Source organism: Acinetobacter sp. 1000160, assembly GCF_000588715.1.
Taxonomy (GTDB): Bacteria; Pseudomonadota; Gammaproteobacteria; order Pseudomonadales; family Moraxellaceae; genus Acinetobacter; species Acinetobacter courvalinii.
In genome coordinates this window covers 70341-93438 of sequence record NZ_JFWP02000004.1, presented here as the reverse complement: position 1 = coordinate 93438, position 23098 = coordinate 70341, and the positions used below count along the sequence as shown (strand labels likewise).

Annotated in this window: 22 protein-coding genes; 11 read left to right on the top strand and 11 right to left on the bottom strand. The window is 42.7% G+C overall.

From position 1 onward, the window contains the following. Positions 1-53: 53 nt before the first annotated feature. Complete coding sequence (gene gshA / locus J699_RS09355) at positions 54-1631, bottom strand: glutamate--cysteine ligase (protein WP_032868409.1); 1578 nt, start codon at positions 1629-1631, stop codon at positions 54-56. Positions 1632-1900: 269 nt separating this feature from the next. Between gshA and J699_RS09360 the strand changes: the two genes are divergently transcribed. The 5 genes from J699_RS09360 to J699_RS09380 all read left to right on the top strand — a co-directional run bounded on the left by J699_RS09360 (position 1901) and on the right by J699_RS09380 (position 7249). After that, positions 1901-2440, top strand: a complete 540-nt coding sequence (locus tag J699_RS09360) for a DUF924 family protein (protein ID WP_005227995.1) — start codon at positions 1901-1903, stop codon at positions 2438-2440. A gap of 37 nt (positions 2441-2477) precedes the next feature. Further along, positions 2478-3035: a CC0125/CC1285 family lipoprotein gene (locus tag J699_RS09365; protein ID WP_032868408.1), complete on the top strand. Its 558-nt coding sequence runs from the start codon at positions 2478-2480 to the stop codon at positions 3033-3035. Positions 3036-3051: 16 nt separating this feature from the next. Continuing rightward, positions 3052-4359, top strand: coding sequence for a DUF445 domain-containing protein (locus J699_RS09370; RefSeq protein WP_009510109.1), 1308 nt, complete (start codon positions 3052-3054; stop codon positions 4357-4359). A gap of 268 nt (positions 4360-4627) precedes the next feature. Beyond that, positions 4628-5782, top strand: coding sequence for a pyridoxal phosphate-dependent aminotransferase (locus J699_RS09375; RefSeq protein ID WP_032868407.1), 1155 nt, complete (start codon positions 4628-4630; stop codon positions 5780-5782). A gap of 99 nt (positions 5783-5881) precedes the next feature. Further along, positions 5882-7249, top strand: coding sequence for an MATE family efflux transporter (locus tag J699_RS09380; RefSeq protein WP_032868406.1), 1368 nt, complete (start codon positions 5882-5884; stop codon positions 7247-7249). Positions 7250-7583: 334 nt separating this feature from the next. Here the strand turns inward: J699_RS09380 and J699_RS09385 are convergent, their stop codons facing one another. Further along, entirely contained in the window at positions 7584-8411 is an 828-nt protein-coding gene (locus J699_RS09385; protein WP_032868405.1) for an SDR family NAD(P)-dependent oxidoreductase, read from the bottom strand. A gap of 312 nt (positions 8412-8723) precedes the next feature. On the opposite strand from J699_RS09385, the gene J699_RS09390 reads away from it, so the two are divergent. The 3 genes from J699_RS09390 (at position 8724) to phoR (ending at position 11731) form a co-directional block, all read left to right on the top strand. After that, a complete protein-coding gene (locus tag J699_RS09390) occupies positions 8724-9401 on the top strand; it encodes a TetR/AcrR family transcriptional regulator (RefSeq protein ID WP_009510135.1) in 678 nt (225 codons plus the stop codon). Between the two features lie 251 nt (positions 9402-9652). Then, entirely contained in the window at positions 9653-10363 is a 711-nt protein-coding gene (gene phoB, locus J699_RS09395; protein ID WP_004776327.1) for a phosphate regulon transcriptional regulator PhoB, read from the top strand. 9 nt (positions 10364-10372) lie between these two features. Further along, complete coding sequence (gene phoR / locus J699_RS09400; protein ID WP_004776329.1) at positions 10373-11731, top strand: phosphate regulon sensor histidine kinase PhoR; 1359 nt, start codon at positions 10373-10375, stop codon at positions 11729-11731. Positions 11732-11796: 65 nt separating this feature from the next. Here phoR and J699_RS09405 read toward each other — a convergent pair whose 3' ends face one another. Then, positions 11797-12249: a PACE efflux transporter gene (locus tag J699_RS09405; RefSeq protein ID WP_032868404.1), complete on the bottom strand. Its 453-nt coding sequence runs from the start codon at positions 12247-12249 to the stop codon at positions 11797-11799. A 94-nt stretch (positions 12250-12343) separates the two neighbouring features. On the opposite strand from J699_RS09405, the gene J699_RS09410 reads away from it, so the two are divergent. Beyond that, positions 12344-13237 (top strand): LysR family transcriptional regulator, encoded by an 894-nt coding sequence (locus J699_RS09410; RefSeq protein WP_032882822.1) that lies wholly within the window; start codon positions 12344-12346, stop codon positions 13235-13237. Between the two features lie 264 nt (positions 13238-13501). Here J699_RS09410 and J699_RS19900 read toward each other — a convergent pair whose 3' ends face one another. After that, the gene (locus J699_RS19900) at positions 13502-13627 is read right to left on the bottom strand and encodes a hypothetical protein (protein WP_265596581.1); all 126 of its coding nucleotides are present in this window, start codon (positions 13625-13627) and stop codon (positions 13502-13504) included. A 96-nt stretch (positions 13628-13723) separates the two neighbouring features. Between J699_RS19900 and J699_RS09415 the strand changes: the two genes are divergently transcribed. Continuing rightward, on the top strand, positions 13724-14629 hold the full coding sequence (locus J699_RS09415; protein ID WP_032868400.1) for a LysR family transcriptional regulator: 906 nt from the start codon (positions 13724-13726) through the stop codon (positions 14627-14629). Positions 14630-14889: 260 nt separating this feature from the next. On the opposite strand, the gene J699_RS0218665 is transcribed toward J699_RS09415, so the two are convergent. Then, the gene (locus J699_RS0218665; protein WP_032868398.1) at positions 14890-15309 is read right to left on the bottom strand and encodes a hypothetical protein; all 420 of its coding nucleotides are present in this window, start codon (positions 15307-15309) and stop codon (positions 14890-14892) included. A gap of 353 nt (positions 15310-15662) precedes the next feature. Between J699_RS0218665 and J699_RS09420 the strand changes: the two genes are divergently transcribed. After that, positions 15663-16268, top strand: coding sequence for a LysE family translocator (locus tag J699_RS09420; RefSeq protein WP_032868397.1), 606 nt, complete (start codon positions 15663-15665; stop codon positions 16266-16268). Here J699_RS09420 and J699_RS09425 read toward each other — a convergent pair. The 6 genes from J699_RS09425 to J699_RS09450 all read right to left on the bottom strand — a co-directional run bounded on the left by J699_RS09425 (position 16240) and on the right by J699_RS09450 (position 23071). Next, on the bottom strand, positions 16240-17145 hold the full coding sequence (locus J699_RS09425) for a LysR family transcriptional regulator (protein WP_032868395.1): 906 nt from the start codon (positions 17143-17145) through the stop codon (positions 16240-16242). The two genes, J699_RS09420 and J699_RS09425, sit on opposite strands and share 29 nt — an antisense overlap. A gap of 359 nt (positions 17146-17504) precedes the next feature. Next, the gene (asd, locus tag J699_RS09430) at positions 17505-18356 is read right to left on the bottom strand and encodes an archaetidylserine decarboxylase (RefSeq protein ID WP_032868393.1); all 852 of its coding nucleotides are present in this window, start codon (positions 18354-18356) and stop codon (positions 17505-17507) included. After that, positions 18353-19201: a sulfurtransferase gene (locus J699_RS09435; protein WP_032868391.1), complete on the bottom strand. Its 849-nt coding sequence runs from the start codon at positions 19199-19201 to the stop codon at positions 18353-18355. The genes asd and J699_RS09435 overlap by 4 nt, the downstream gene beginning before the upstream one ends. Before the next feature lie 381 nt (positions 19202-19582). Further along, complete coding sequence (gene pncB, locus J699_RS09440; protein WP_032868390.1) at positions 19583-20794, bottom strand: nicotinate phosphoribosyltransferase; 1212 nt, start codon at positions 20792-20794, stop codon at positions 19583-19585. A 146-nt stretch (positions 20795-20940) separates the two neighbouring features. Next, entirely contained in the window at positions 20941-21420 is a 480-nt protein-coding gene (locus tag J699_RS09445) for an ankyrin repeat domain-containing protein (protein ID WP_032868388.1), read from the bottom strand. Positions 21421-21547: 127 nt separating this feature from the next. Beyond that, on the bottom strand, positions 21548-23071 hold the full coding sequence (locus J699_RS09450; protein ID WP_032868387.1) for a catalase: 1524 nt from the start codon (positions 23069-23071) through the stop codon (positions 21548-21550). Positions 23072-23098: the final 27 nt, after the last annotated feature.

Here is a 23098-nt window from a genome sequence, read left to right as displayed (position 1 = left end):
GGGAAATCCTCTAAAAATATTAGGGTCTGTTGACCTGCTGATCAGTCAACAGGCTAGCGATATTGTGCAAGATATTGTTCAAAACTCATGTCGTTATCTTGTTCAAGTTGCGCCTGTTTTTGCAATGACGTTTCTGCCAGCTGCGCAAAGTACTGTTTGGTTTCTTCGCTAAGTGGATGCTGGTCATAATGATCGACATGGTGCTGTGCCATTACACTGCCAAAGTTCCAGGTACCACCATGTTGCAAGGTATCTGCAATCACATGTGCAGAAAGGGTGTTTTCAACATCATCTAAACGTTGCTGCATGATCTGGATCGCATCCTGATACAGCCGTTTACCATCCATTTGGTCTAATAAGGCTGCGCAGCCTTGAATAGCATTTAAATGACGTTGTGCCCAGTCTTTTAATGCAACCGAGCTGGCGCCTTCTTCGATCTGTGCATCTGCTGCACGGCCACGATTCACGACTTCCAGTTGATTCCGGTCAATCTGTTCCTGCTCTTCCGCAAACAAATCTGGACTCTTATTCAATAAGCAATAAAGTGCCAAACTCTCCAGAAAACCGGCCGAAACTTCATCAATACCAATCGGGCTATACGGATTCACATCCACTGCACGCAATTCGACATAACCGACACCACGGTTTTTCAATGCCTGCGAAGGAGTTTCACCGGCTTGAGGCACCTGTTTTGGGCGAACCAGACTATAATATTCGTTTTCGATCTGAAGCACATGATCATTGATCTGAATTGGCTCACCCTGCTCATCATTCAGGCCCAACTTGGTAAATGCTGGGTAAGGGGTATGCACCGCTTTCTGCAAGCCATCCAGATAATCATGCAGGTCATTGTAGTGAATCCCTAATTCTTTCTGTGCCGAGTTTTGATCCCCCAGACGTCCCATCCGCAAAGCGGTCGCTTCGGGTAAATATAAAGTCCCTTTCACTAAAGGCTGTAAATGATGCTGACGTCCTGTCAGGAAACAGCGGCATACGGAGGGACTTGCGCCTAACATATACATGACCAGAGGAATTAATCGGATAAAATTCCGGATCAGGCCAAAATAGCGATGGCTACGATAATCTTGCAGGCTAAGCTGTTTTAATTGTGGATTTTGCTCATGCTGCTGTAAGGCAATAAATAACGAGTCAGGGAAAGATAAATTATAATGCACGCCGGAAATGGTCTGCATACGGCGACCATAACGGACTCCCAGTCCACGGCGGTAAAGTGTTTTAAAACGGCCAATATTGGAAGAGCCATATTGCGCCAGTTTAATATTTTCTTCGTTATCATCCAGCATACACGGCATCGATAACGGCCACAGTCGTTCACCGGCTTCCAGTTGCTGGTGTACCACACTATGGATATCGCTTAATTCGTTTAAAGCTGCAGCAATGGTGGTTTGCGGCGTCGTAATAAACTCCATTAAGGCTTCTGAATAATCGGTGGTGATATGTGGATGTGTCAGTGCTGAACCCAAAGCTTGTGGATGATTTTTTTGTGATAAAAATCCATTACTTTGCATCCTTAAACTTTCACGCTCAATCCCGCGTAACATCCCTTTTAGTAGCGATGCATCTACCCAAGTAGGTATCACAGAGGAAGTAAGTGTGCTGGGTTGATTCATATTATAGGCTCGCTTATTCAAGATCAGCCGACCACATCAAAGGTAGCGACTTCGTCGACCATACAGGCATCATGACAATGCCAATCCCTTCGACTCAGCCAATTATAACGACAATTGTGATCTAGTCATCTAGGCTCTGTGAACATTTGAAAAATGCTTGCGACAGAAATCCCTGTTTAGTCTGGCAATTTTTATCACAATCTTGTTACATAAGACACGCTCAAATTGTGATTTTATTGAAAAATAAATCTTCTAGAGGAGACTCGCCCATGCAAGCGCAAGACATTCTGAATTTTTGGTTTGACCCGGAACACCGCTCCCTCTGGTTTGCCAAAAGCGATGATTTTGATGCAAAAATTCGCGAGTCATTTCAAGAGATTCATCAACAGGCCGCACAGGCGGAACTATGGTCATGGCGGCAAACGCCCGAAGGCCGTCTGGCCGAAATTATTGTGCTTGACCAGTTCTCCCGTAACTTATACCGCGATCAGGCACAGGCCTTTGCTTACGACAGCCTGGCCTTGGCTTTGGCACAAGAAGCGATTAGTTTACAACTCGATGCGCAACTCAGTCCTGATCAGCGCTCATTCTTATATATGCCCTTTATGCATAGCGAATCCAGACGCATCCATGAATTTGCCCTCAAATTATTCCAGCGCCTCGGCAATGAAATTAATTTAAACTTTGAGAAAAAGCATAAAGTGATTATTGATCGTTTTGGCCGTTATCCCCATCGCAATAAAATTTTAGGGCGAGACTCTACCCCAGAGGAAACAGAGTTTTTAACCCAGCCCAATAGTAGCTTCTAGGTCGGTCTCCCTCGACCACTGATATTAGGAATTGCATATGAAATCGTTATTAATGTGCACACCGCTTCTGCTCGCATTGACATTTGCAGGCTGTGCAACCGTCCCTGCCAAGCCCCGAACCTTTGACCAGTTGGGCCAGTTCACCGCTTATCCGTTAAATAACAAAACTTACCGTGTCGGTTTTCAGGCGGATAATAATTTGAGTTATGGTACAGCAGAGGAAATTACCCTGCTTAAGGCAGCGCAAACCACGGTTAAAAATGGTTTCCGTTATTTTAGTGTAGTGGATGACCCGAGTAATGCCCGGCATAAAGCGCCACGCCAGGCCGTGATTTATCCGACACCGTCATATTATCCTTATGGTTACTATCGTCGTCATCCCGCCTTTTGGCCGGATCCCTTCTACGATACCCCACAAGTGGTCAATATTGATCCAATCCAAGTGTCGTATACTATCGAGTGTTTCAAGACTCAGCAGCAAGCACCAGATGCCTTTGATGCACAACTGATTTTGCAATCTTTGGGGCCAAAATACGGTTTGAGTCCAACAGGAGACGTGTTGCAGCCGCCTGCACCACCTCAAAATAAAAAGTAATTAAAAGGATGGCTCAATGAGTTCAGTCGAAGAAATCCACGTACCTAGCCTGCAAAGAAGTAAATACTTTGCCACCATGGCCCTGATTATTGCCGTGGTGTCATGGATTGCTTTAATGGTCGCGGCGCATTTTCTCCCTGAATATAAATGGCTCATCCATATTTTCATGCTTGGTGCAGAAGCAGGCGTGGTGGGTGGCTTAGCCGACTGGTATGCGGTCACGGTACTATTCCGCAACCCCTTTGGCAGAATGCCTTTACCCAAGTTATTACGTGATCATACTGAAATTATTCCACGGAATAAGGCACGTATCGCCGAGTCGATGGGACGTTTTGTGCAGGAAAACTTCCTTTCACCACAGATTGTCGAACGCAGTTTACAAAATGCCGATATCAGTCTGGCGGTAGGACAATGGTTGGCCAGTCCAAAGAATAACCAGCAGGTAGTGCAGATGATTCAGCACACCGTGCCAAGAATCTTTGAATTTGTCAGTCAGGATCAAATTGCACATTTTGTCCAGAATAACAGTGTGCAATGGGTCAGAAGCACCAAGGTCAATAAGCTGGCCAGTGAAATGCTGCGGGCAGTGCTGGAAAATGATTTCCATCAGGATGTATTACAACGTGGCCTCGATCTGGCGCATGAATGGATGGTCTCGCATCCTGAAGAAGCACGCGATTTATCACGTAAACTGTTTCAGGAGCTTGGTGTCTGGAAACTGGCCAAAGGTGCCAGCTGGATCGGGATTGACGTCCAGCAACGCACCATTGACTCGCTAATAGAAAAAGTTGAGTCGATGCTGGCCAATCCTGATCATCCATGGCGTCAGGATATTGAAACCACCACACACAATCTGATGCTGCAACTGGCAGAACCCGACAGTGAAGCCAGCCAGCGTTTAAATCGTGGCAAAGATGCCTTGCTGGATAGCCCACAAGTGCTGAACTTTATCAGTGGTGCTGTGGCCATTCTATGTGATGCGATCAAGACCGATTTAATGCAGCCAGATTCCGGCATTGCCACCAACTTACAGGCTGCGATTCAACAACTGGGTGAAAGCCTGATCCAGAATGAAAAAGTACGTCAGGTATTGAATGAAAAAATGGTCGGCTTGGCGATCAATTTCAGTGAGCAATATAGCGACAAGATCATTCGTTATATCAGTGAACGTATCCATGAATGGGATTCACGGGAAATGATTGCCAAAATCGAAAGTGAGGTGGGCGGTGACTTGCATATGATCCGCGTTAACGGCGTGATTGTCGGTGCTTTTATTGGTTTAGCGCTTGGTGTAATTCGTGCTATTGTGGAAAATGTTTTGTGATATCGAATAAAAAACCTGTTCCCTGTTCTAAATAAGATACGCGGGATAAGTCATTCGCAACCTGCGTGGTTTCAATTCAATGTTGTTTCTGCGAGGTAATCGAAACAATGCAAGGAGTGAACAGGTTTTGCGAATGACAATGCTTTTGGTTACTTTGGGCAAAACCAAAGTAACTCCAGCTGAAGGCTTACCCTGAAATTAGGTGAGTACTCGGTAAGACACCGCCACAATAAATAATTCATTAAAATTTAATTAGGTAATTTCAATCATGTTGCAACTTCAGTCAAAACTCCCAAGCCAAGGCGTGACCATTTTTAGCATCATGACTGAACTCGCACACCGGCTCAATGCCCTGAATCTGTCCCAAGGCTTCCCCGATTTTCCGGCGCCAGCTGCCCTGCTAGATGCGCTGAACCAAGCCACACTCTCAGGCTATAATCAGTACCCCGCAGGGGATGGTGTATTGGCCCTGCGCGAACAGCTCGCCACACAATTTTCACAACGTGATCAATTGCAACTTGATCCTGCCACTGAAATCACCATCACGTCAGGCGCAACCATTGCCATCTTTTGCGCCATTCAAGCCTGCATCCATGCAGAAGATGAAGTAATTATTTTCGATCCAAGCTATGACAGCTACGCGCCTGCAGTTCAACTGGCAGGTGGAAAATCCATTCATATCAACTTGGAAGCACCATCTTTTCAGGTGGACTGGCAAAAAGTCAAAGACAGTATCAATGCCAAAACCCGCATGATTATTGTCAATACACCGCATAACCCCACTGGTGCAATCTGGTCAGAACAAGACTGGCGACAACTGATTGAACTGATTCAAGATAAAAATATTGTAGTGCTTTCAGATGAAGTCTATGAACATCTGGTCTTTGATGGACAAAAACACTTTAGCGCACTGCAATTTCCTGAATTACGAGAACGTAGTTTTGTGATTGGTTCTTTTGGTAAAACCTACCATGTCACTGGCTGGAAAACCGGTTATTGCGTGGCCTCACCGCAACTCATGCGACTGTTCCGCCAGATTTATCAGTTTGCCAATTTCTGTGGGAATATGCCGTGTCAATTGGCGCTGGCCAATTACATGCAACAGCACCCTGAGCATATTCAAGAGCTCCCTCATTTTTACCAGGCAAAACGCGATCTGTTTAATACCCAGCTTCAACACTCACGCTTTCAATTTACCCCGTCTCAAGGCACCTATTTCCAGAATCTGGATTACAGCAATATTCGTCCAGACTTAAATGATGTCGAGATGTGTCAGTTCCTTGCCGAGCAACATAAAATCGTGGCAATTCCCATTTCAGTATTTTACCGACAAGCACCAGAATCACTGCGCCTGATCCGCTTCTGCTTTGCCAAGACCGATCAGACCCTACAACGTGCCGGTGAAATCCTCTTACAGTGTTGATCAACAAAAAATAAACCGAACGATAAAGTTCCCAGCATCACTTATGATGCTATGTTGGAAAAATAGATACGCTTCAGACTGAAGGGTGAAGGAAACTGAATGACTCCACGTCAACCGCTGGTGATGCAACCCAATCTCTGGAAAACATTTTTTCTGTTTCTGGTGCCTTTGATTGCCACCAATATTTTACAAAACCTGTCGGGTACGATTAATACCATCTTTGTCGGTCAAATGATGGGCGTAGATGCCATTGCCGCTGTTTCCGTGTTCTTCCCAATCCTGTTTTTTCTGCTGGCTTTCGTGATCGGTATTTCAGCGGGAACTACTGTACTGGTGGGACAGGCCTGGGGAGCACAAAACCTTGAAAAAGTCCGCTGTGTGATTGGTTCGACCCTATTTATGACCTTGATTGGCGGGAGCATTATTGCCGTACTCGGTCTGATATTTGCCAAGCACATTCTGGAATTATTGGGCACCGATCCCAAGGTGATGCATCTGTCCTTGCCTTATGTGCAATGGATGCTGGTCGGTAGTCCCTTACTGTTCGTGTATATTATTTACACCTCGATTCTGCGTGGTGTCGGCGATAGCGTCACCCCCCTGATTGCCTTAAGTCTGACCAGTCTGATCGGTCTGGCAGTCACCCCGGTTTTGCTGAAGGGTTATTTTGGTTTCCCTGCATTAGGTATCGTCGCACCCGCGATTGCCACCATTCTGGGCTATGCCTTTGTACTGATTTTTTTAACGGTTTATCTGAACCATAAAAATCATCCCTTAAAGATTGATCGTCAATTATTGCAACATATTCGCCATGATGCCGAGCTGAGTAAATTAATTCTGAAACTCGGGATTCCAACCGGCATCCAGATGGTGACGACCTCTTTAGCTGGTCTGGTAATTATCGGCCTGATTAATCATTATGGTGCACATGCCACCGCAGCCTATGGTGCCGTGAATCAGGTACTGAACTATATTCAGTTTCCAGCCTTGTCGATTTCGATTGCCGCTTCGATTTTTGCAGCTCAAGCGATTGGTGCAGGTCAACCTGATTTATTGGCCAAAGTGACCCGAACGGCTTTGGGCATGAATTTCCTGTTTACGGGGACCTTGATTATTCTGGGCTATTTATTCTCTAAATATTTAATGGCGCTGTTTATTACCGATCACAGCGTAATTGTACTGGGACAGCAACTGCTGTTTATTGTGTTGTGGTCAATTTTATTCTTTGGTGCCAGTGCGATTTTTGCCTCGATCATGCGTGCCAGTGGTACGGTCAATGTTCCTATGCTGATCAATATTTTTACCATTCTCCTGATCGAAGTACCGTGTGCCTACTGGTTTAGTTCGTTGTGGGGCTTAACCGGGATCTGGATTGCCTATGCGCTGTCTTTCGTCAGCTTATGTATTTTCCAAGGCTTTTATTATCAATTCTTTTGGAAAAAGACCAAGATTAAAGTCCTTATTTAACCTGAGCGCGAGGCTGAATATGGTACTCGGAAACGTCATCTACAACCTGCGTGGTGTAAACAAAATAATGTTTTTGCGATATATTTTAATAAATCCAAGAATAGAACAGGTTTTGTAGATGACCATGGTTTTGCCTACTTTTGCCAAAACAAAAGTAGGGCGAGCCGCAGGCTGATCCTAAAATTGGGTGAGAACATGGCAAGATTCCACCAAGCTAATCATTTTCAATAGGTTAGAGAGGAATTCAACCGAACTCAGATTGTTTAATATCTGCTTGTTCTGACAAATATAAAAAAGCCATTCACAAAGAATGGCTTTTTTCTGTAGTAATGACTTACATCATCTTGGTTGCAAGGGCTGCAATACGTTGATAGCCCGTCGGGAATAAACGCTGGAATGAATCCACAATACGTGCATCAGTACCAATTAACAGACGGCGTTTGTCCTTCTGTACGGCATTCAGAATTTGACGTGCTGCTTCTTCTGGTGGGGTACGCAGGAACTTGTCAAATTGCTTGATCGATTTGCTCGGGTCCATACCCAGACTCTTCAAGCTGTCATTCATTTTTGCTGCTTTGGCAATATTGGTACGAATACCGCCCGGATGCACGCAGAGTGAGCTGACACCGCTCTTCTCAATATCCAGCTCCTGACGTAACGATTCAGTAAAACCACGCACTGCAAATTTGGTGGCGTTATAGGCAGACTGAGTTGGCTGCGAGGTTAGGCCAAAGATACTTGAAATATTGATGATATGACCATCTTTGGTTTGTTTGATAAACGGCAGGAATTCTTTGGTGCCGTACACCACGCCCCAGAAGTTGATGCCAACGATCCACTCCAAATCTTCATAGCTTGCGCCTTCGACCGTTGAGCCAAGTGCGACACCTGCGTTATTGAAGATCATATTAACCGAACCATGATCCTGCACCGTTTCTTGCGCCCATTGTTTCACCGCATCACGGTTTGAGACATCAAATACTTTTGTGGTGACTGTTACAGGATATTGCTTCACCAATTCCACGGTTTGAGCCAAACCTTTTTCATTGATATCACTTAACGATAAATGACAGCCCTGTTTCGCTAACAAGATCGCCAGCTGTTGTCCAATCCCAGAACCAGCACCAGTGATCGCTGCGACTTTATTTTTAAAATTTTTCATTGCCTATCCTTTGTGTTGCGAATGATATGCACAATATTCGCCCCAATCATGCGTTGTCATGTGCTGTTTAACCTGTAACCAATATAATTTTGACAATACAGGTTGTCAATATAGTACAGTCAAGCTTTATGACAAATGGCAATAACCGACACCTAACATGTCATAATAGGCCTATTTACATTCTTGACCGAAGATGTGTAAAAGAGACAAGGCATATTTTCAAAATTTGGTTATGCTAGATCGGCAGCAAATGACAGCAATGTAAAAAGTACGTGATATCCGATTTAGCGACATTTTAGGGAACGGTTTTCAATGGCAACTCCAGAGCAAGCGACAGACAAGAAAAAAAAGGCAGCAACCAAAGAGCGTCAATTCAAAGGTCTCTCGTTAACTGAGCGCAAGCAGGCACGTCGTGACAAACTGATTGAAGCGGGTATTGCCACCTATGGTACCCATGGCTTCTTTTCAGTCACGGTCAAGGATGTCTGTAATGAAGCCAAGCTGACTGAACGCTACTTTTATGAATCCTTTAAGAAAAGTGAAGATCTGTTCCAGACCGTGTTCCTGAAAATGATCGAAAAAATGCAGACCTGCCTCACTCAGGCCGTACTGATGGCAGCACCTGAACCTAAAAATATGGTCAATGCCGGTTTATCCGCCTTATTAAATGCGATTAAGGATGATCCGCGTATGGCACGGATTATTTATATCGATGCCATGCTGGTGCAGGACCTGCATAATCAGGCCACCATTCAGGAAACCCTGACCCAGTTCGACCGTATTATTCAGGGTTTTGTGATGATTACCATGCCCAATGCCCCGCAAAGCACCGAAGAAGTGTCGTTAATGGCAACCGGCCTGAATGGTTATGTGACTCATATTATTATTCGCTGGGTTTCCGAAGGCTTTAAACAGCCGCTGCAGGATGTGCTTTCTGCCTGTTGTGCTGTGTTCTTGTCCTTTATCGAAACAACCTCACAAAAAAATTAAAATCGTTTTACAGTTTTGTGACAGCCACAGCCATCGCATGACAGATTGATTAACTCAATGAATTTATTTGCTTTATGATCAGATAAGTTGTCATCATATGGTCATGACTCTGCCCCACAATTGTCACAATTTATTGCTAAATTCGACTTTATTCCCTCTTTTGCAATGATATTGTCATAATTAATCTTTGTAATAAGCCTGTCATAACAACAAAACGGTTAAACCGTTACAGATTTTAAGGGTATTGCGCTGTGAAAGATGACTATATTTTAATTGTCGATGATGAGTTACCGATCCGCGAAATGATCCATACCTCTTTGGATATGGCAGGCTTCCAATGTTTACAAGCCGAGGATGCCAAACAGGCGCATCAGATTATCGTTGATCAGCGTCCTGCACTTATCTTGCTGGACTGGATGTTACCGGGGGGTGTGAGTGGTGTAGACTTATGCCGTCGCCTGAAACGCGATGAGAACCTGTCTGAAATTCCTGTGATCATGCTCACTGCACGTGGTGAAGAAGACCATAAAGTTCAAGGTCTGGATGCCGGTGCAGATGATTACATGACCAAACCCTTCTCGACACGTGAACTGGTTTCCCGTATCAAGGCGGTATTACGTCGTGCCAATGCACTAAGCGGAGAAAAAGTGATTGATGCCAATGGCTTGTTACTCGATCCGGTCAGTCAGCGTGTTAGCTTTGGCAACAGCATTTTAGACATGGGTCCAACCGAATATCGTTTACTGGCCTTCTTTATGACCCATCCGGAACGTGCTTATACACGTGCGCAGCTGCTTGATCAGGTGTGGGGTGGCAATGTCTATATCGAAGACCGTACCATTGACGTGCATATCCGTCGTTTACGCAAAGTGCTAGAGCCTTTTGGTGTTGACCGCTTTGTGCAAACGGTTCGTGGCACAGGTTACCGTTTTTCGACACGAGCCGATTTAGCAGTAGGTTAAAAATCTTTTATGTACGAACCTTATCCGGTCCCTGAACTGGCACGTGAACACCAGCGTTTTCGCTACAGCAGTTTATGGACGTTTGCAAAACAAGATTTAAGGCTGTTACTTTTTTTCTTATTGATTGCAAGCTTAATTGGATTTGGGGTTGGCTACTTTTGGAGCTGTATTTTTATTGCTTTTGTGGTGTTTTTTGCCCTGCAGCTCCGCTCGCTTTATCTGGTCAATGAATGGATTTCAAACCGTCCCTATGATGTCCCGCCCAACTTAAACGGGATCTGGGGCGCTTTGCTGTTCAATGTTTATCGTGCACAACGTCAGGAACGCATTGTTCAAGCGGAAATGGTTGGTCTCATTGACCGAGCCCAGTCTTCTCTGGTTGCTCTGGCAGAAGCCGTGGTTCTGATTGATGACCAACATCAAATCGAATGGTGGAATCCCGCAGCCGAAAAACTGTTAGGGATTAGTCCTTTGGACCGCGGACGTAACTTATTGTCGATTTTACGCCAGCCCAGTTTTATTGAATATTTTAATAATCCCGATCAATCCCCTGATGGCATTCGTCTGCAAGCGCAGATGGAAGAAGAGCGTTATGTACACGTCAAACTCACCCGTTTTGGGGGTGAAAGTCGTTTGCTGGTCGCACATGACACCACACGGGTCCATAATCTGGAACAAATGCGTAAAGACTTTGTCGATAATATTTCACATGAATTACGTACGCCACTGACCGTACTCAGTGGGTATATTGAAACCTTTACCGATCAAGACGATATTACCCCACGCTGGAAACGTGCTTTCACGCAAATGCAGTCCCAGACCAAACGGATGAATGCCTTGGTCAATGACTTGTTATTGTTATCGAATTTAGAAAATAATAAGAAAGTCGCGAAAAATCAGATTATTGATATGGCCAATCTGATGAACCAGATCTTTGATGATGCGCGTGCCTACAATCTTGATTATGGTCATACTTTAAATCTGGATATTGATAGCCATTGTGACCTGATTGGCTCGGACATTGAAATTGCCAGTGCCTTCAGCAACTTAATTACCAATGCAATTAAATATACACCGCCTGGTGGTATCATCACCATTGGCTGGCATGAAGCGGGTGACCATGCTTCCTTTACCGTACAGGATAATGGCATCGGCATTGATCCAAAACATTTACCGCGCCTGACTGAACGCTTCTATCGCGTCGATAGCGCGCGTAGCCGTCAAACTGGTGGTACAGGTTTAGGACTTGCCATTGTAAAACACGTCCTGATGCAACATGGCGCACATCTAGAAATCACCTCTAAAGAAAATGAAGGCTCAACCTTTACCGCGATCTTCCCGAAAGAACGTCTATATCGCATGCTATAAATTTTAGCTTCAATAAAAAAAGCCGACCCTTCTGGATCGGCTTTTTCAATTCTGGATCATAGCAATCAGTGACTGGCGTTTGCATTAAGCTCTGTCGACTCGAGCAAATGACTAGGTAAGCCAAAAATATGATCAAAAAAGTAATTATAAACAAAGGTATAACATGGGATCAGTACCATCAGACTGAAGTCCAGCAAGAATGCTTTGACTAAACTGATTTGCATCCACCATGCAATCAAGGGAATCAAAATCATCACCAGCACAATCTGAAAGCCAATCGCATGTGCAACACGTCTTAACACGGTACGCTTTTTCGAGGTTTGGGTTTTTTCCCACATCTCGAACACATAGTTATAAAAAAAGTTTACGGTTACGGCGATGACTGCAATCAAGATCGACAAAGGCCCAGTATGACTAATGGTGGTACCTGACAGCACTGCCAGCACCATTGCACAGATAAAAAAGCTAAAAACTTCATAGAAAAACACATAAGTGACTCTTCTCTTGGTTCCTTGCATGACCACACCTTAAAATCAATAATGAGTGGATTTTACGCTTTAATTTTGATAAAAAAAGTCAATCGTTATCAGTACAGCTGACAAGAGAATTAAAATGAAATTAACCAGTGAACAGCTCGAGCTGATCCTTGAAATTATTGATCGAGGAAATTTTTCAGCAGCCGCCCGGGCACTGAATCGGGTACCTTCTGCTGTCAGTATGGCGATTGCCAATTTAGAAGCGGAACTAAATTTAAAATTATTTGAACGCAGTAAAAATCATCTTGCGCCCACTGACATTGCCTTATCCATCGAGCCTCATGCCCGATTGATTGTGACTAAACTGCGCCAGCTAGAAATGCATTTAACTGAACTTTCAACAGGACTGGAAAGCCGTATTGCAATTGGTGTGGCTGCAGACGTCAACCAGAAACTTTTATTGCCTGCTATTGCCCATCTGCTGCAACGCTATCCGCTACTGGACATTGAAATGGTCAGTGCGCCACAACAAGAATTAAAAGCACGCTTACATCAAAATGAAATCGATCTGTATATTGCCTATAGCTCATCCGAGCTCGACCGGAATGAGCGCTTTCGACTCTTGGGGACTGAAAAATTTGTTGCAGCAATTTCTCCTCAAGGTGCACAACAGCTTAAGGACAATCATAAAAATGAATTGACCATGCTCTCTGAACTCAGACAGATTATTATTGCCAGCAAACACTACCCTCTCCCGGATAGCCGGGTCTTGGTCTCTGATTCTTACTGGTATAGCGATAGTTTATTGATGGCAATTAATATGGTGGAACAGGGCTTTGGCTGGGGAAATTTTCCACTTTCGACGGTGCAAGAACATTTTACTCAAGGCAGTCTGGTTCGACTGGAATTTCATGACACCACCAATCGACTGGATATGCCGATTCATGCCATCTGGCCGAGCCACAAACCTCTAAGCCAGACCATCCAGATGCTGATTGAACTCTGGACCAAACAAATCAATATAGAATAAAAAAAGCCCGACATCCTGTCGGGCTTTTTTCGTATTTCGTTACTAGGTGCAACTCCTGTCGTACCTCACATCCTGATGCCTGAACTTATCATTTTTGTTTTATGTTCTGGAACTTCCTGTTCCTGATGAGTTCATATTAGGCAATTCAGCTTGGGTTGAAAATGGGACATTTCCTCTAATCAATGTAAGCAAAAACGTACATCGCCATGTGCTCATCTCATTTATAAAATTGGTCATGACATCAAACATGATGCGAAGGTTTATCTAATCTCCTGATAAATCAGTCTGCTGTGAGATCGTTTGTACGCCCATATAATGGTCATATGTCTGTACCAGTAAACAAATCATTACTGCAGCAATCAAGGTCACAATCTTGTTTTTTATCGTCATTTTCAGCCACCTGAATCAAGAACCTATAAAAAAGATATAAGATTTCTTTCATCTCATCTAATATAGAAAAAGCAGGCACTGATCTAATTTTGAGATATGTGGACATTCAAACAATTCAATTATCTAATCACGATTGTCGAAACCGGTGGCTTTATTGCCGCTTCGGAGAAGCTGTTTATTGCCCAATCAGCACTGAGCAGGCAAGTTAAAAATTTAGAAGAAGAATTAGGCTTTGAGATTTTCGACCGCTCTGAAAAGAAGATAAAACTTACGGTTGCAGGTGAAGCACTGTATAAAAGTTTAAAAACCAATCTTGATCATTTAAAAAGTTCCATTGCCAGCGCCCAAAGTATCAGTCGGGGTGAAGGCCGAATTATTAAAATTGCCCATTCCAGCAGTATCGTACTGGATCAGAACAAACTGGAAGTCTTTGAGCAGCTGTGTGACACCCATAATATTGATATTGAAATGAATACTTTATCCTCTGAATTACAGCTCGAATATTTATTAGATGGCAGTATTGATCTGGGTTTTATTCGGCCGCCGATTTATCACAATTTAGATGAGGTCAATTCGATCAGCTTATACACTGCCCCATTATATGTGGCTGCCCATATTGCCGATCCGGTTTTAAGTGAAAAAGAAAATATTTCGATACGTGAATTAGCGGCATTAAATTTTGTTTCTGTACCGCATAAAGCGCGTGGTGGTCTAAGCTATCTGGCTGCCAACTTATGTCTGGTCAATGGTTTTTCTCCAAAAAGAACCCGAATTTATTCAAGGAAAAGATCTCAGCTGGAACTGGTCGCCAATGGCTTTGGTATTTGTATCGTGCCTGAAGAATTTAAAGTGATTCTGCCCAGCAATGTCAGGCTTATTCCGATTCAGGATGAAAATACGCTCAGTGAAGTGAAACTGATCTGGAAAAAGGATGAAGACCTGCTGATTGACCGCTGTGCCGCCTCAATTCATGCTTATTACAATGCCAAGCCAATCAATTAACAGCACTCTAAAAAAATAAAATGAAAAAAGCCCGACATCCTGTCGGGCTTTTTCGTATTCCTTTCACTAGATACAACTCCTGTCATATCTCACATCCTGATGCCTGAACTTATCATTTTTGTTTTATGTTCTGGAACTTCCTGTTCCTGATGAGTTCATATTAGGCAATTCAGCTTGGGTTGAACATGGGACATTGACCTTGATTAGTGTAAGTAAAAGCGTACAGGTTTGGGTTAAAGTCCCTCAAAGTTAAATAAACTTTATTTCCTTTTAAAAAGATAAAAACCACTGGATATTAAGAATGCAGCCTGAAAAGTAATCCATATCAGCACAGAATAATTAGCACACTGCGTAATTGAGTCATAAATAATTTCTTTATAAGATACGGTTTCGATCATATTTAATAGAATCAATTCTAAAACAAGTAATAGAAATGTCATAGCTACATAAAAGCTTTTGTTTTTTATGAAGATTAAAATTATTGAAAAAATAATAGATACTACACCACACGTCGCTAACATTGATGGATCATTAGCGGAAACCCCATTTAATTCTTTAAAATAGGTAATAGTTCCTATAGCGATATATTCATTGATACATAAATCTTGACCAAACTTATCAATCGTATATCCACCTATACCTGATAGGAATAAAAACACTATAGCTACATATCTAATCATAAGTTATAAACTCAATTTTAATGATAGATCAAATTTCCAAGTTTCAACTTGTCTTTCAGAAACGGCGTCATGCTATGGGCAAAGACGATCCTTTTTAACTATGCTTAGGAAATTTTCTCCTTTATCCCACTGTCTCAGGCCTTTTCACCGCGAGTAATAAAAAAACTCGCCCAAGTTCACCATATGAAAGACTCACGATTCAGTTTCAGGTTAATTTTTTAGAATAATCAAATTGATTGTTAGAGTGCTGTAATCAAAAAATCAAAATCAGTTTTTGATAAAACCCGTCTAATCTTATTTGAATTACGCTATATCATTGTATTTTAATAATTGATTTCAAAAAGTTCAAAATAATGTCAATCTCTGTTCTTATAAGCATGTTTATTTTTTCACTTACAATGTCCATTTCACCAGGACCAATCAATATTACAATTCTTTCAAGCAGCTTAATGCATGGATTTCGAAAAACACTACCCTTTATTTCAGGAGCAACGCTTGGCTTTACCTTGTTAATAATATTTTTAGGCTTTGGATTTAGCCAAATGCTTAGCCATTATCCTATTTTTTTCAAAATACTAGAATGTGCAGGAGCATTATTTATTTTTTATATGGGGCAAAAAATTATACTTTCTAAACCAGAGGTTGAACTTGTAAAAAATATATCTGTTGCCAATTTTACAGAGGGATTCCTCTTACAATGGCTCAATCCTAAAGCATGGATTGCATGTCTCTCGGGCATCTCTTTATTCACCTCACCCATCAGTTATTTTCCTCTTATTCTGTTTATTCTTATTTATTTCGTTACTTGCTACCTCTGTTTCATTATTTGGAGTGTATCAGGACATAAACTCGCAAAAATCTTAACCAACTCATATCAGCTCAGGCTCCTGAATATGTTGATGGGCGGATCTTTAATCATACTATCCATCTTTATGCTGATCCAACTATTGGGGAATTAAATGATTGATAAATTCGCTCAATTAAAGCATGGGCAATACCATTAATTGGTATATTCGCAGGCCAAACTGCATACACACTCAAGGGTTCAAGTATCCAATCCGGTAGCACTCTTACAATATTTTGCTGATCAAGATCAGCTTGAATTAATTCATCAGGAGGTGCTGCCAGTCCTGCATTTAATTTTGCCAGCCGATAAGCAGCATCAACATTATTCACATAAATATGAGGCTGATATGAGATTTCGACCTCTTCGCCTGTATGTCGATGCCGTAATATTCGCTTATTTTTTCTCATAATCAAACCCAGCCATTTCATATTGATCAGCTGTTTTGGATGAGTAATGGGCGGATACTGACGTAAAAAATCTGGGGTCGCAACAATACTTCGGGCTAAGGGAAACAAATAACGAGCTTTAAATGAACTATCTGCAAGCTCACCAATTCGAAAAGCAATATCCACATTTTCAGCAATCAAATCTGTTCTGCTATCATCACAAGTAATGTGTACAGTTAAGTCCTTATACGCCTCAAAAAATGTGGTAATACATTGCATAAACTCGCTATGGATAAAAACTGCCGGGATGGAGATATGCAATTGTGTCTTTCTAAGAATAGAACGTTGTTTAAAGTCTGAAATACCTGATTCATAGGTTTCCAGCATGCCTTTGGCCGTTTCTAAAAGTTTTTGTCCATCATGTGTTAAGGTCATTTTTCGTGTATTACGATAAAATAAGGCACACTCCAAATTTTTCTCTAACTTGGCGAGATGCATACTCACCGTTGCCGTCGACAGGCCTAGTGCTTTGGCTCCTTTGGAAATTGAACCAAATTCAGCAATTTTTGCGAAAATAATTAAATATCTTATATCTTCAATCATATTATTTAATCTAGAGCACATAAAACATAATAAAAATCAAAACTAATTCTTAATCTTGGGATTACTTTTATAACGTAAATAAAAATTTAAGCTGGCTAGCCCTGCTGCAAAAAAACAATACAGTATGAAAACCGTAATATTGATTAAGGACCGGTCTAGTAAGTAATTACCTAATATTGTTGCCGAAGTTAAAATTCCTAAAAATTCAAAAAAAGAAAATTGAGGTATTAAGTCTTTCATCATTATTCACCCTTTATTTTAAATTATCTAAGCTTATTTCTAGTGGTACAAAATATATAAGATATTGCTTCTAAATAAAAAGCCCCAGTTTTGGGGCTCTTTAAAAAATCATATCTGAATTAAACCGAATGACCTAAACGCTCGCCCATCACCACAGTTGAATTGGCTTTGAACTGCTCTTCCCAGACCATTTTATCTTTTTCAAATAAAATCACAGCGGTTGAGCCAAGATAGAAGCGACCTAATTCCGCGCCTTTATCCAATGGCATTTGATGATGTTGCAATTCAACACGGCCCGTCGGTTTTACCTTACCCGTTGCAACGGTTTCAATCCCAGCAACAATCATTGCACCCACCAGAACGACCGCCATACGTCCCAGTTCGCTATCAAATAAGCAGACCATACGCTCATTACGTGCAAACAAGCCCGGTACATTTTCAGCCGTCACTTGGTTGACCGAAAATAATTCACCTGGAATATATAAAGTTTCGGTCAATGTGCCTGCCAAAGGCATATGTACACGGTGATAATCTTTAGGTGACAAATAGACGGTCGCAAACTGCCCTTCATGAAAAGGTTTGGCTAACTGCGGATCACCAATCAATTTTTCGACTGAAAAACTTTGACCTTTGGCCTGAAAAATATCACCTGCTTCAATTTTACCAAGCTGTGAAATCGCACCATCGGCAGGACAAACAATACTATCTGCCTGTTCATCAATGCCACGGACACCCTCTTTTAACGCACGGGTAAAAAATTCATTGAATGATTTATAATGTTGCGCATTGCTTTGTTCAGCAATGCTCATATCAATCCCGTATTTGGCTTTAAACGCCTGAATAACAGCAGTTTTTACCAAAAGATTTTCACTTGCGGCAACCTTGCCAATCACACGGCTGAGTTGATGTTGCGGCACAAGATTTTGTGCTTTGATAAATAATTGTTTTTTTAAATCTGCTGCAAAACTCACAACGGCGACTCTCCTGAAATAATAGGACTATCGAGGCGATTGCCCCACTCACTCCACGCACCATCATAGGCTTTGACTGGCCAGTTAAGCAACCTTGCCAGAATATACGCCAAGCCAGAACGATGGTGAGACTGACAGTACACCACCACAGGTTGTTGTAAATTAAAGCCTAATTGTTCTAAACGTTGTTGTGTGCGTTCAAGCGGGTGTAATTTTAGATGATTTTCACGGTTTAGGGCAGTACTCCATTCAAAATGCAGTGCATTTGGGATGTGACCGCCGCGTCGCGCAGCCAGACGCAAGCCTGTATATTCATCATTACTACGGCAATCCCACAGTTGAATATTCTGTTCTTCAACTTGATTTAGTAATTCCTGATATTCGACCCGATATTGCTGGACGGTGGCTAAATCAATCGGTAACAGATCCGCAACGGGTTTCACTAGATCAACTTCAGCCGTTGTCGGTAATCCAGCACCGAGCCAGCCATGAATGCCGCCATTAATCAGGCTGGTATGTTGAAAACCCAGACAATGTAAATTCCAGATTAATCGCCCAGCCCAGGCACCGCCTTCATCGTCATATACCACCACGTGATGTTGCGGTGAAATATTCAATTTCTCGATGAGCGCCTGTAGCCCTTCTAAGTCCGGCAATATCCCATTGGCTTGTTCTTGTTGTGCCACCAGATATTTAGGCTGCAAATGGATCGCATGAGGAATATGCAGTTGTTCATACACCGATGCCCGGCTTAAATCGACAATACGAATTCGCTCATGTCCTAAATAGGGCACGAGTTGTTCAGGTTCAATCAGTAAACCCAGTTTAAAATCTACGTCAGTCATTGTTATGCTGTTTTGTCATCCGCCTTATGCGTAATTTTAGCATAGCCGACTTTTTATCTTTGTCTGATTTTTTGCATTGATTTAGCAGAAAAGGAGATATACAGATAAATGAATATCAATGAAACGCTTGGAATTTAATATGACCTATCGCATGTAATGGGATATTCGAAAACGTCATCCACAACCTGCGCAATATTTACAAAATGTTGTTTCTGCGAAAGATAAAATAGTAGAAGGAAATGAACAGGTTTTGTGGATGACAATGGTTTTGCCTACTTTTCCCGAAAGAAAAGTGGGTCGAACCGAAGGTTTATCCAAATATTTCAATCATACTCGGTAAGATACCGTGATCACTATTCTCTAAACCAGTTTGCTTAAAGACTAACTTTCATTCTCTTCAATTTCAAACACCTGACGCAAATACGCCAAGAAGGTATCATTATCGGTCATGGTCTTACCTGGGCTATCCGAAATTTTCGCCACGGATTGACGATTGCACTCCACCAATTTCAACACAATATTCAAAGGCTTCTGCCCCATATCATTGGTTAAATTGGTGCCAATCCCAAAACTCACCTGAAAACGGTCTTTAAAATATTGATGCAATAACCAGGCTTTTTCCAGATTCAGACCATCACTAAAGGTCAGCATCTTGGTCTTGGTATCAATCTTGAGTTTACGATAATGCTCAGCCGCCTTATCTCCCCACTCATACGGGTCACCACTGTCATGACGTAAACCATCAAACAGCTTGGCAAAATACAAATCAAAATCGCGTAAGAATGCATCCATGCCAACTACATCTGTCAGGGCAATCCCGAGATCCCCCCGATATTCTTGTACCCAAGCTTCTAAAGCAGCTTTCTGGAAATTACGCAGACGTACATCAAGCGCCTGAAAAGCCTGCAGGAATTCATGTGCCATGGTTCCAATCGGGCTAATTCCTAACTGTTTCGCTAACAGCACATTACTGGTACCACGAAATACCTTGGGTGCGGCAGCATGAAACGCTTGCACCACATGTTTTTGCCATTCAAAGCTATAGCGACGGCGTGTCCCGAAATCAGACACTAAAAAGGGAGGATCATTCTGTTGTTGTTCTTGGGCATAGTGTTGCAGTTGTACCAGTTTTTGCTGTAAACGACGTTCGCCTTCTGCCAGAACCTCATCACTGCGGATACGGCGGAAATACAGTTCATTGACAATCGCTAGCACAAAGATCTCAAACATCATGGCCTGAACCATAGGCCCTTCAATCCGAATATCCAGTCGACCCGCCTCGTCAATACTGGCCTGAATAAAGCGACGTTTAAGCTGGAACAGTTCCAGATAGTCAACAAAATCACTTTTAATAAAACGTAATGAGCGCAGATATTGCAGCTCGTCTTCTGCAAAACGTAATTCACATAACCAGTCTAACTGCTGGTTTAAGTCATCCAGAATCTCAACCAGTGGGTAAACCGTATCTTCCAGATTTCGACAACGGAATAAATACACACTGTGCGTTTGTGGAAACTGATGTAACACCACCTGCAACATGGTGAATTTATATAAGTCGGTATCAAGTAAAGATTGAATAATGGGTGTAGACATGACTGACTAGGATCTATTCTCGTTCTCGCATTAAAGCATACTTTTGCACAGAAATGAGTCTGTCGATTGCAATGCATGTTTTTTCACAACAACAAAAGCAGGACAACTTTTTAAATTCAAAGCGTTAGCATAGGGGCGTATTATTTTTATTGCGATGGCTGGATATCTTTTAAACGCTGCTGCTGTCCAAACTGTAGCGCAAACTGTTCTGCAGTAAGTTGACCCGTTGTAGCGGCATTGATATCACAATCGACCTGACGCAACTGCTTGGCGATACTCCACTCGGCTTTCACGATTGCAGCCATCAGTGCGGTATGTCCGCGCTTGTCCCGGAGACACCGGTTGGCCCCTTGTTGCAGCAACAGTTTGACGGCATCTTTCTGACCATAGTAACTCGCCATCATTAAAGCGCTATAACCCGAATGGTCCTGTACATCAATCGGAAAGCCGTGCTTTAAAAACTCGTGTAGGACTTCGGTATTTCCCACTTTAGCCGCAGAAAAGAACAGCTCGATCACTTCATCTGATCCGTTGACTGTGGCGGATGGCGTACCCGCATAGGCTGAGACCGATATAGCGCTACAGAGTATGCTGATCGCAAATAATGCAGCTCGTACATGAATCATCACAACATCCTAAAATCTAAATAAGGAGTGCCTGTAACACTCGCCCTAGGTGCAGGAAAGGCTATTGAGGTTACAGGACTTTCTGGGGGTAACATTCAGGCACCTGTTACCACATCAACAAAAGCGTTTATTCGTCTTTCAACTGCGCTGCTTTGGCTTGCGCATTTTTAAGGTTTACACCCACTGCTTTGGCAAGACGTGTCCCATAATCGGCATCGGCCTTATAGAAGTAAGACACCATAATGGTTTTGGTTTCTGCATCTTTGACTTGCCCCAGATCCGCTGCCAGATTACGAATTAGGTCATTCTTTTCAACAGCCGAATAACTGCGATAAAGCTCGCCTGCCTGTTTAAATGGCTGCTGTTTTTGAATCGCATGCTGCATAACCGTGCCTTCGAGCGGCGTAGCGACTGCACGCGCAATCTCGGTAGATGGCTTCGGTTCAATGGTACTTGGTTCATAATTGACATGAGACTCTGTTTGTCCCATGTTCATTGCCCCTTCCTGATTGTTGTTGTTTACCGCAACACGAGGACGGTTTACGGGAATTTGCTGATGATTCGCACCTAAACGGTACATCTGGGTATCTGAATACGAGAAGATACGGCCTTGCAGTAAACGGTCTTCCGATGGCTCGATCCCCGGAATCAGGTTACCGGGTGCAAAAGCAGACTGTTCGGTTTCCTGGAAGAAGTTCTTCGGCATCCGGTTTAGGGTCAAGGTACCGACTTTCATTTCAGGCACCAAAGACTCAGGCCAGATTTTGGTCGCATCTAATGGATTGAAATCAAATTTATCCAGATCTTTTGGATCAAGCACCTGAATGTACAAGTCCCATTTCGGGTAATTTCCGGCATAGACATTTTTATACAGATCATTGGTCAGATGATTCCAGTCGCGGCCTTGTACCTCTTTCACCTGATCCAGATTCAGACCTTTCAGGCCCTTTTTCGAACGCCAGTTAAATTTGACGTATTTATACTCGCCTTTGGCGTTATAAAGTTTAAAGGCATGCACACCAAAACCATCCAGCGTACGGTAACTTTCCGGTGTCCCAAGGTTGGAATAGACATAGGTCAACATATTAATCGACCACGGCTGGCTTTTTAAGAAATCAAAAATTCGGTTCGGGTCCTGCACATTGGTCACTGGATCGGGTTTCATCGCATGGACAAAGTCAGGAAACTTGATCGCATCACGGATAAAGAATACCGGCAAGTTATTGCCAACCAGATCCCAGTTGCCTTGTTGGGTATAAAACTTGACGGCAAAGCCATGTGGATCACGAGCCGTTTCTGGTGAGCCTTTCGGATGAATCACGGTAGAAAAACGAACAAAAACAGGTGTGGTGGTACCCGCTTTAAACATAGACGCGACGGTTAAATCCGACAAATCTTTTGTTGCAACGAAATCACCGTATACGCCTGTACCACGTGCATGGACCACACGCTCAGGAATACGTTCACGGCCAAAACGCTGTAATTTTTGAATCAGCTGGACATCTTGCAACAAGGTTGCACCATTCGCGCCAGCTGTGGTTGAGTTCTGGTTATCACCGACAGGCGCACCATTGTCTTTTGTTAAAGGAGCAGCATACGCGGTGCCTAACATTGCTGCCATTATTGTGAATAAAAACGTTCGTTTAAACATACTGTTAAATCCAAAATCAAATACCTT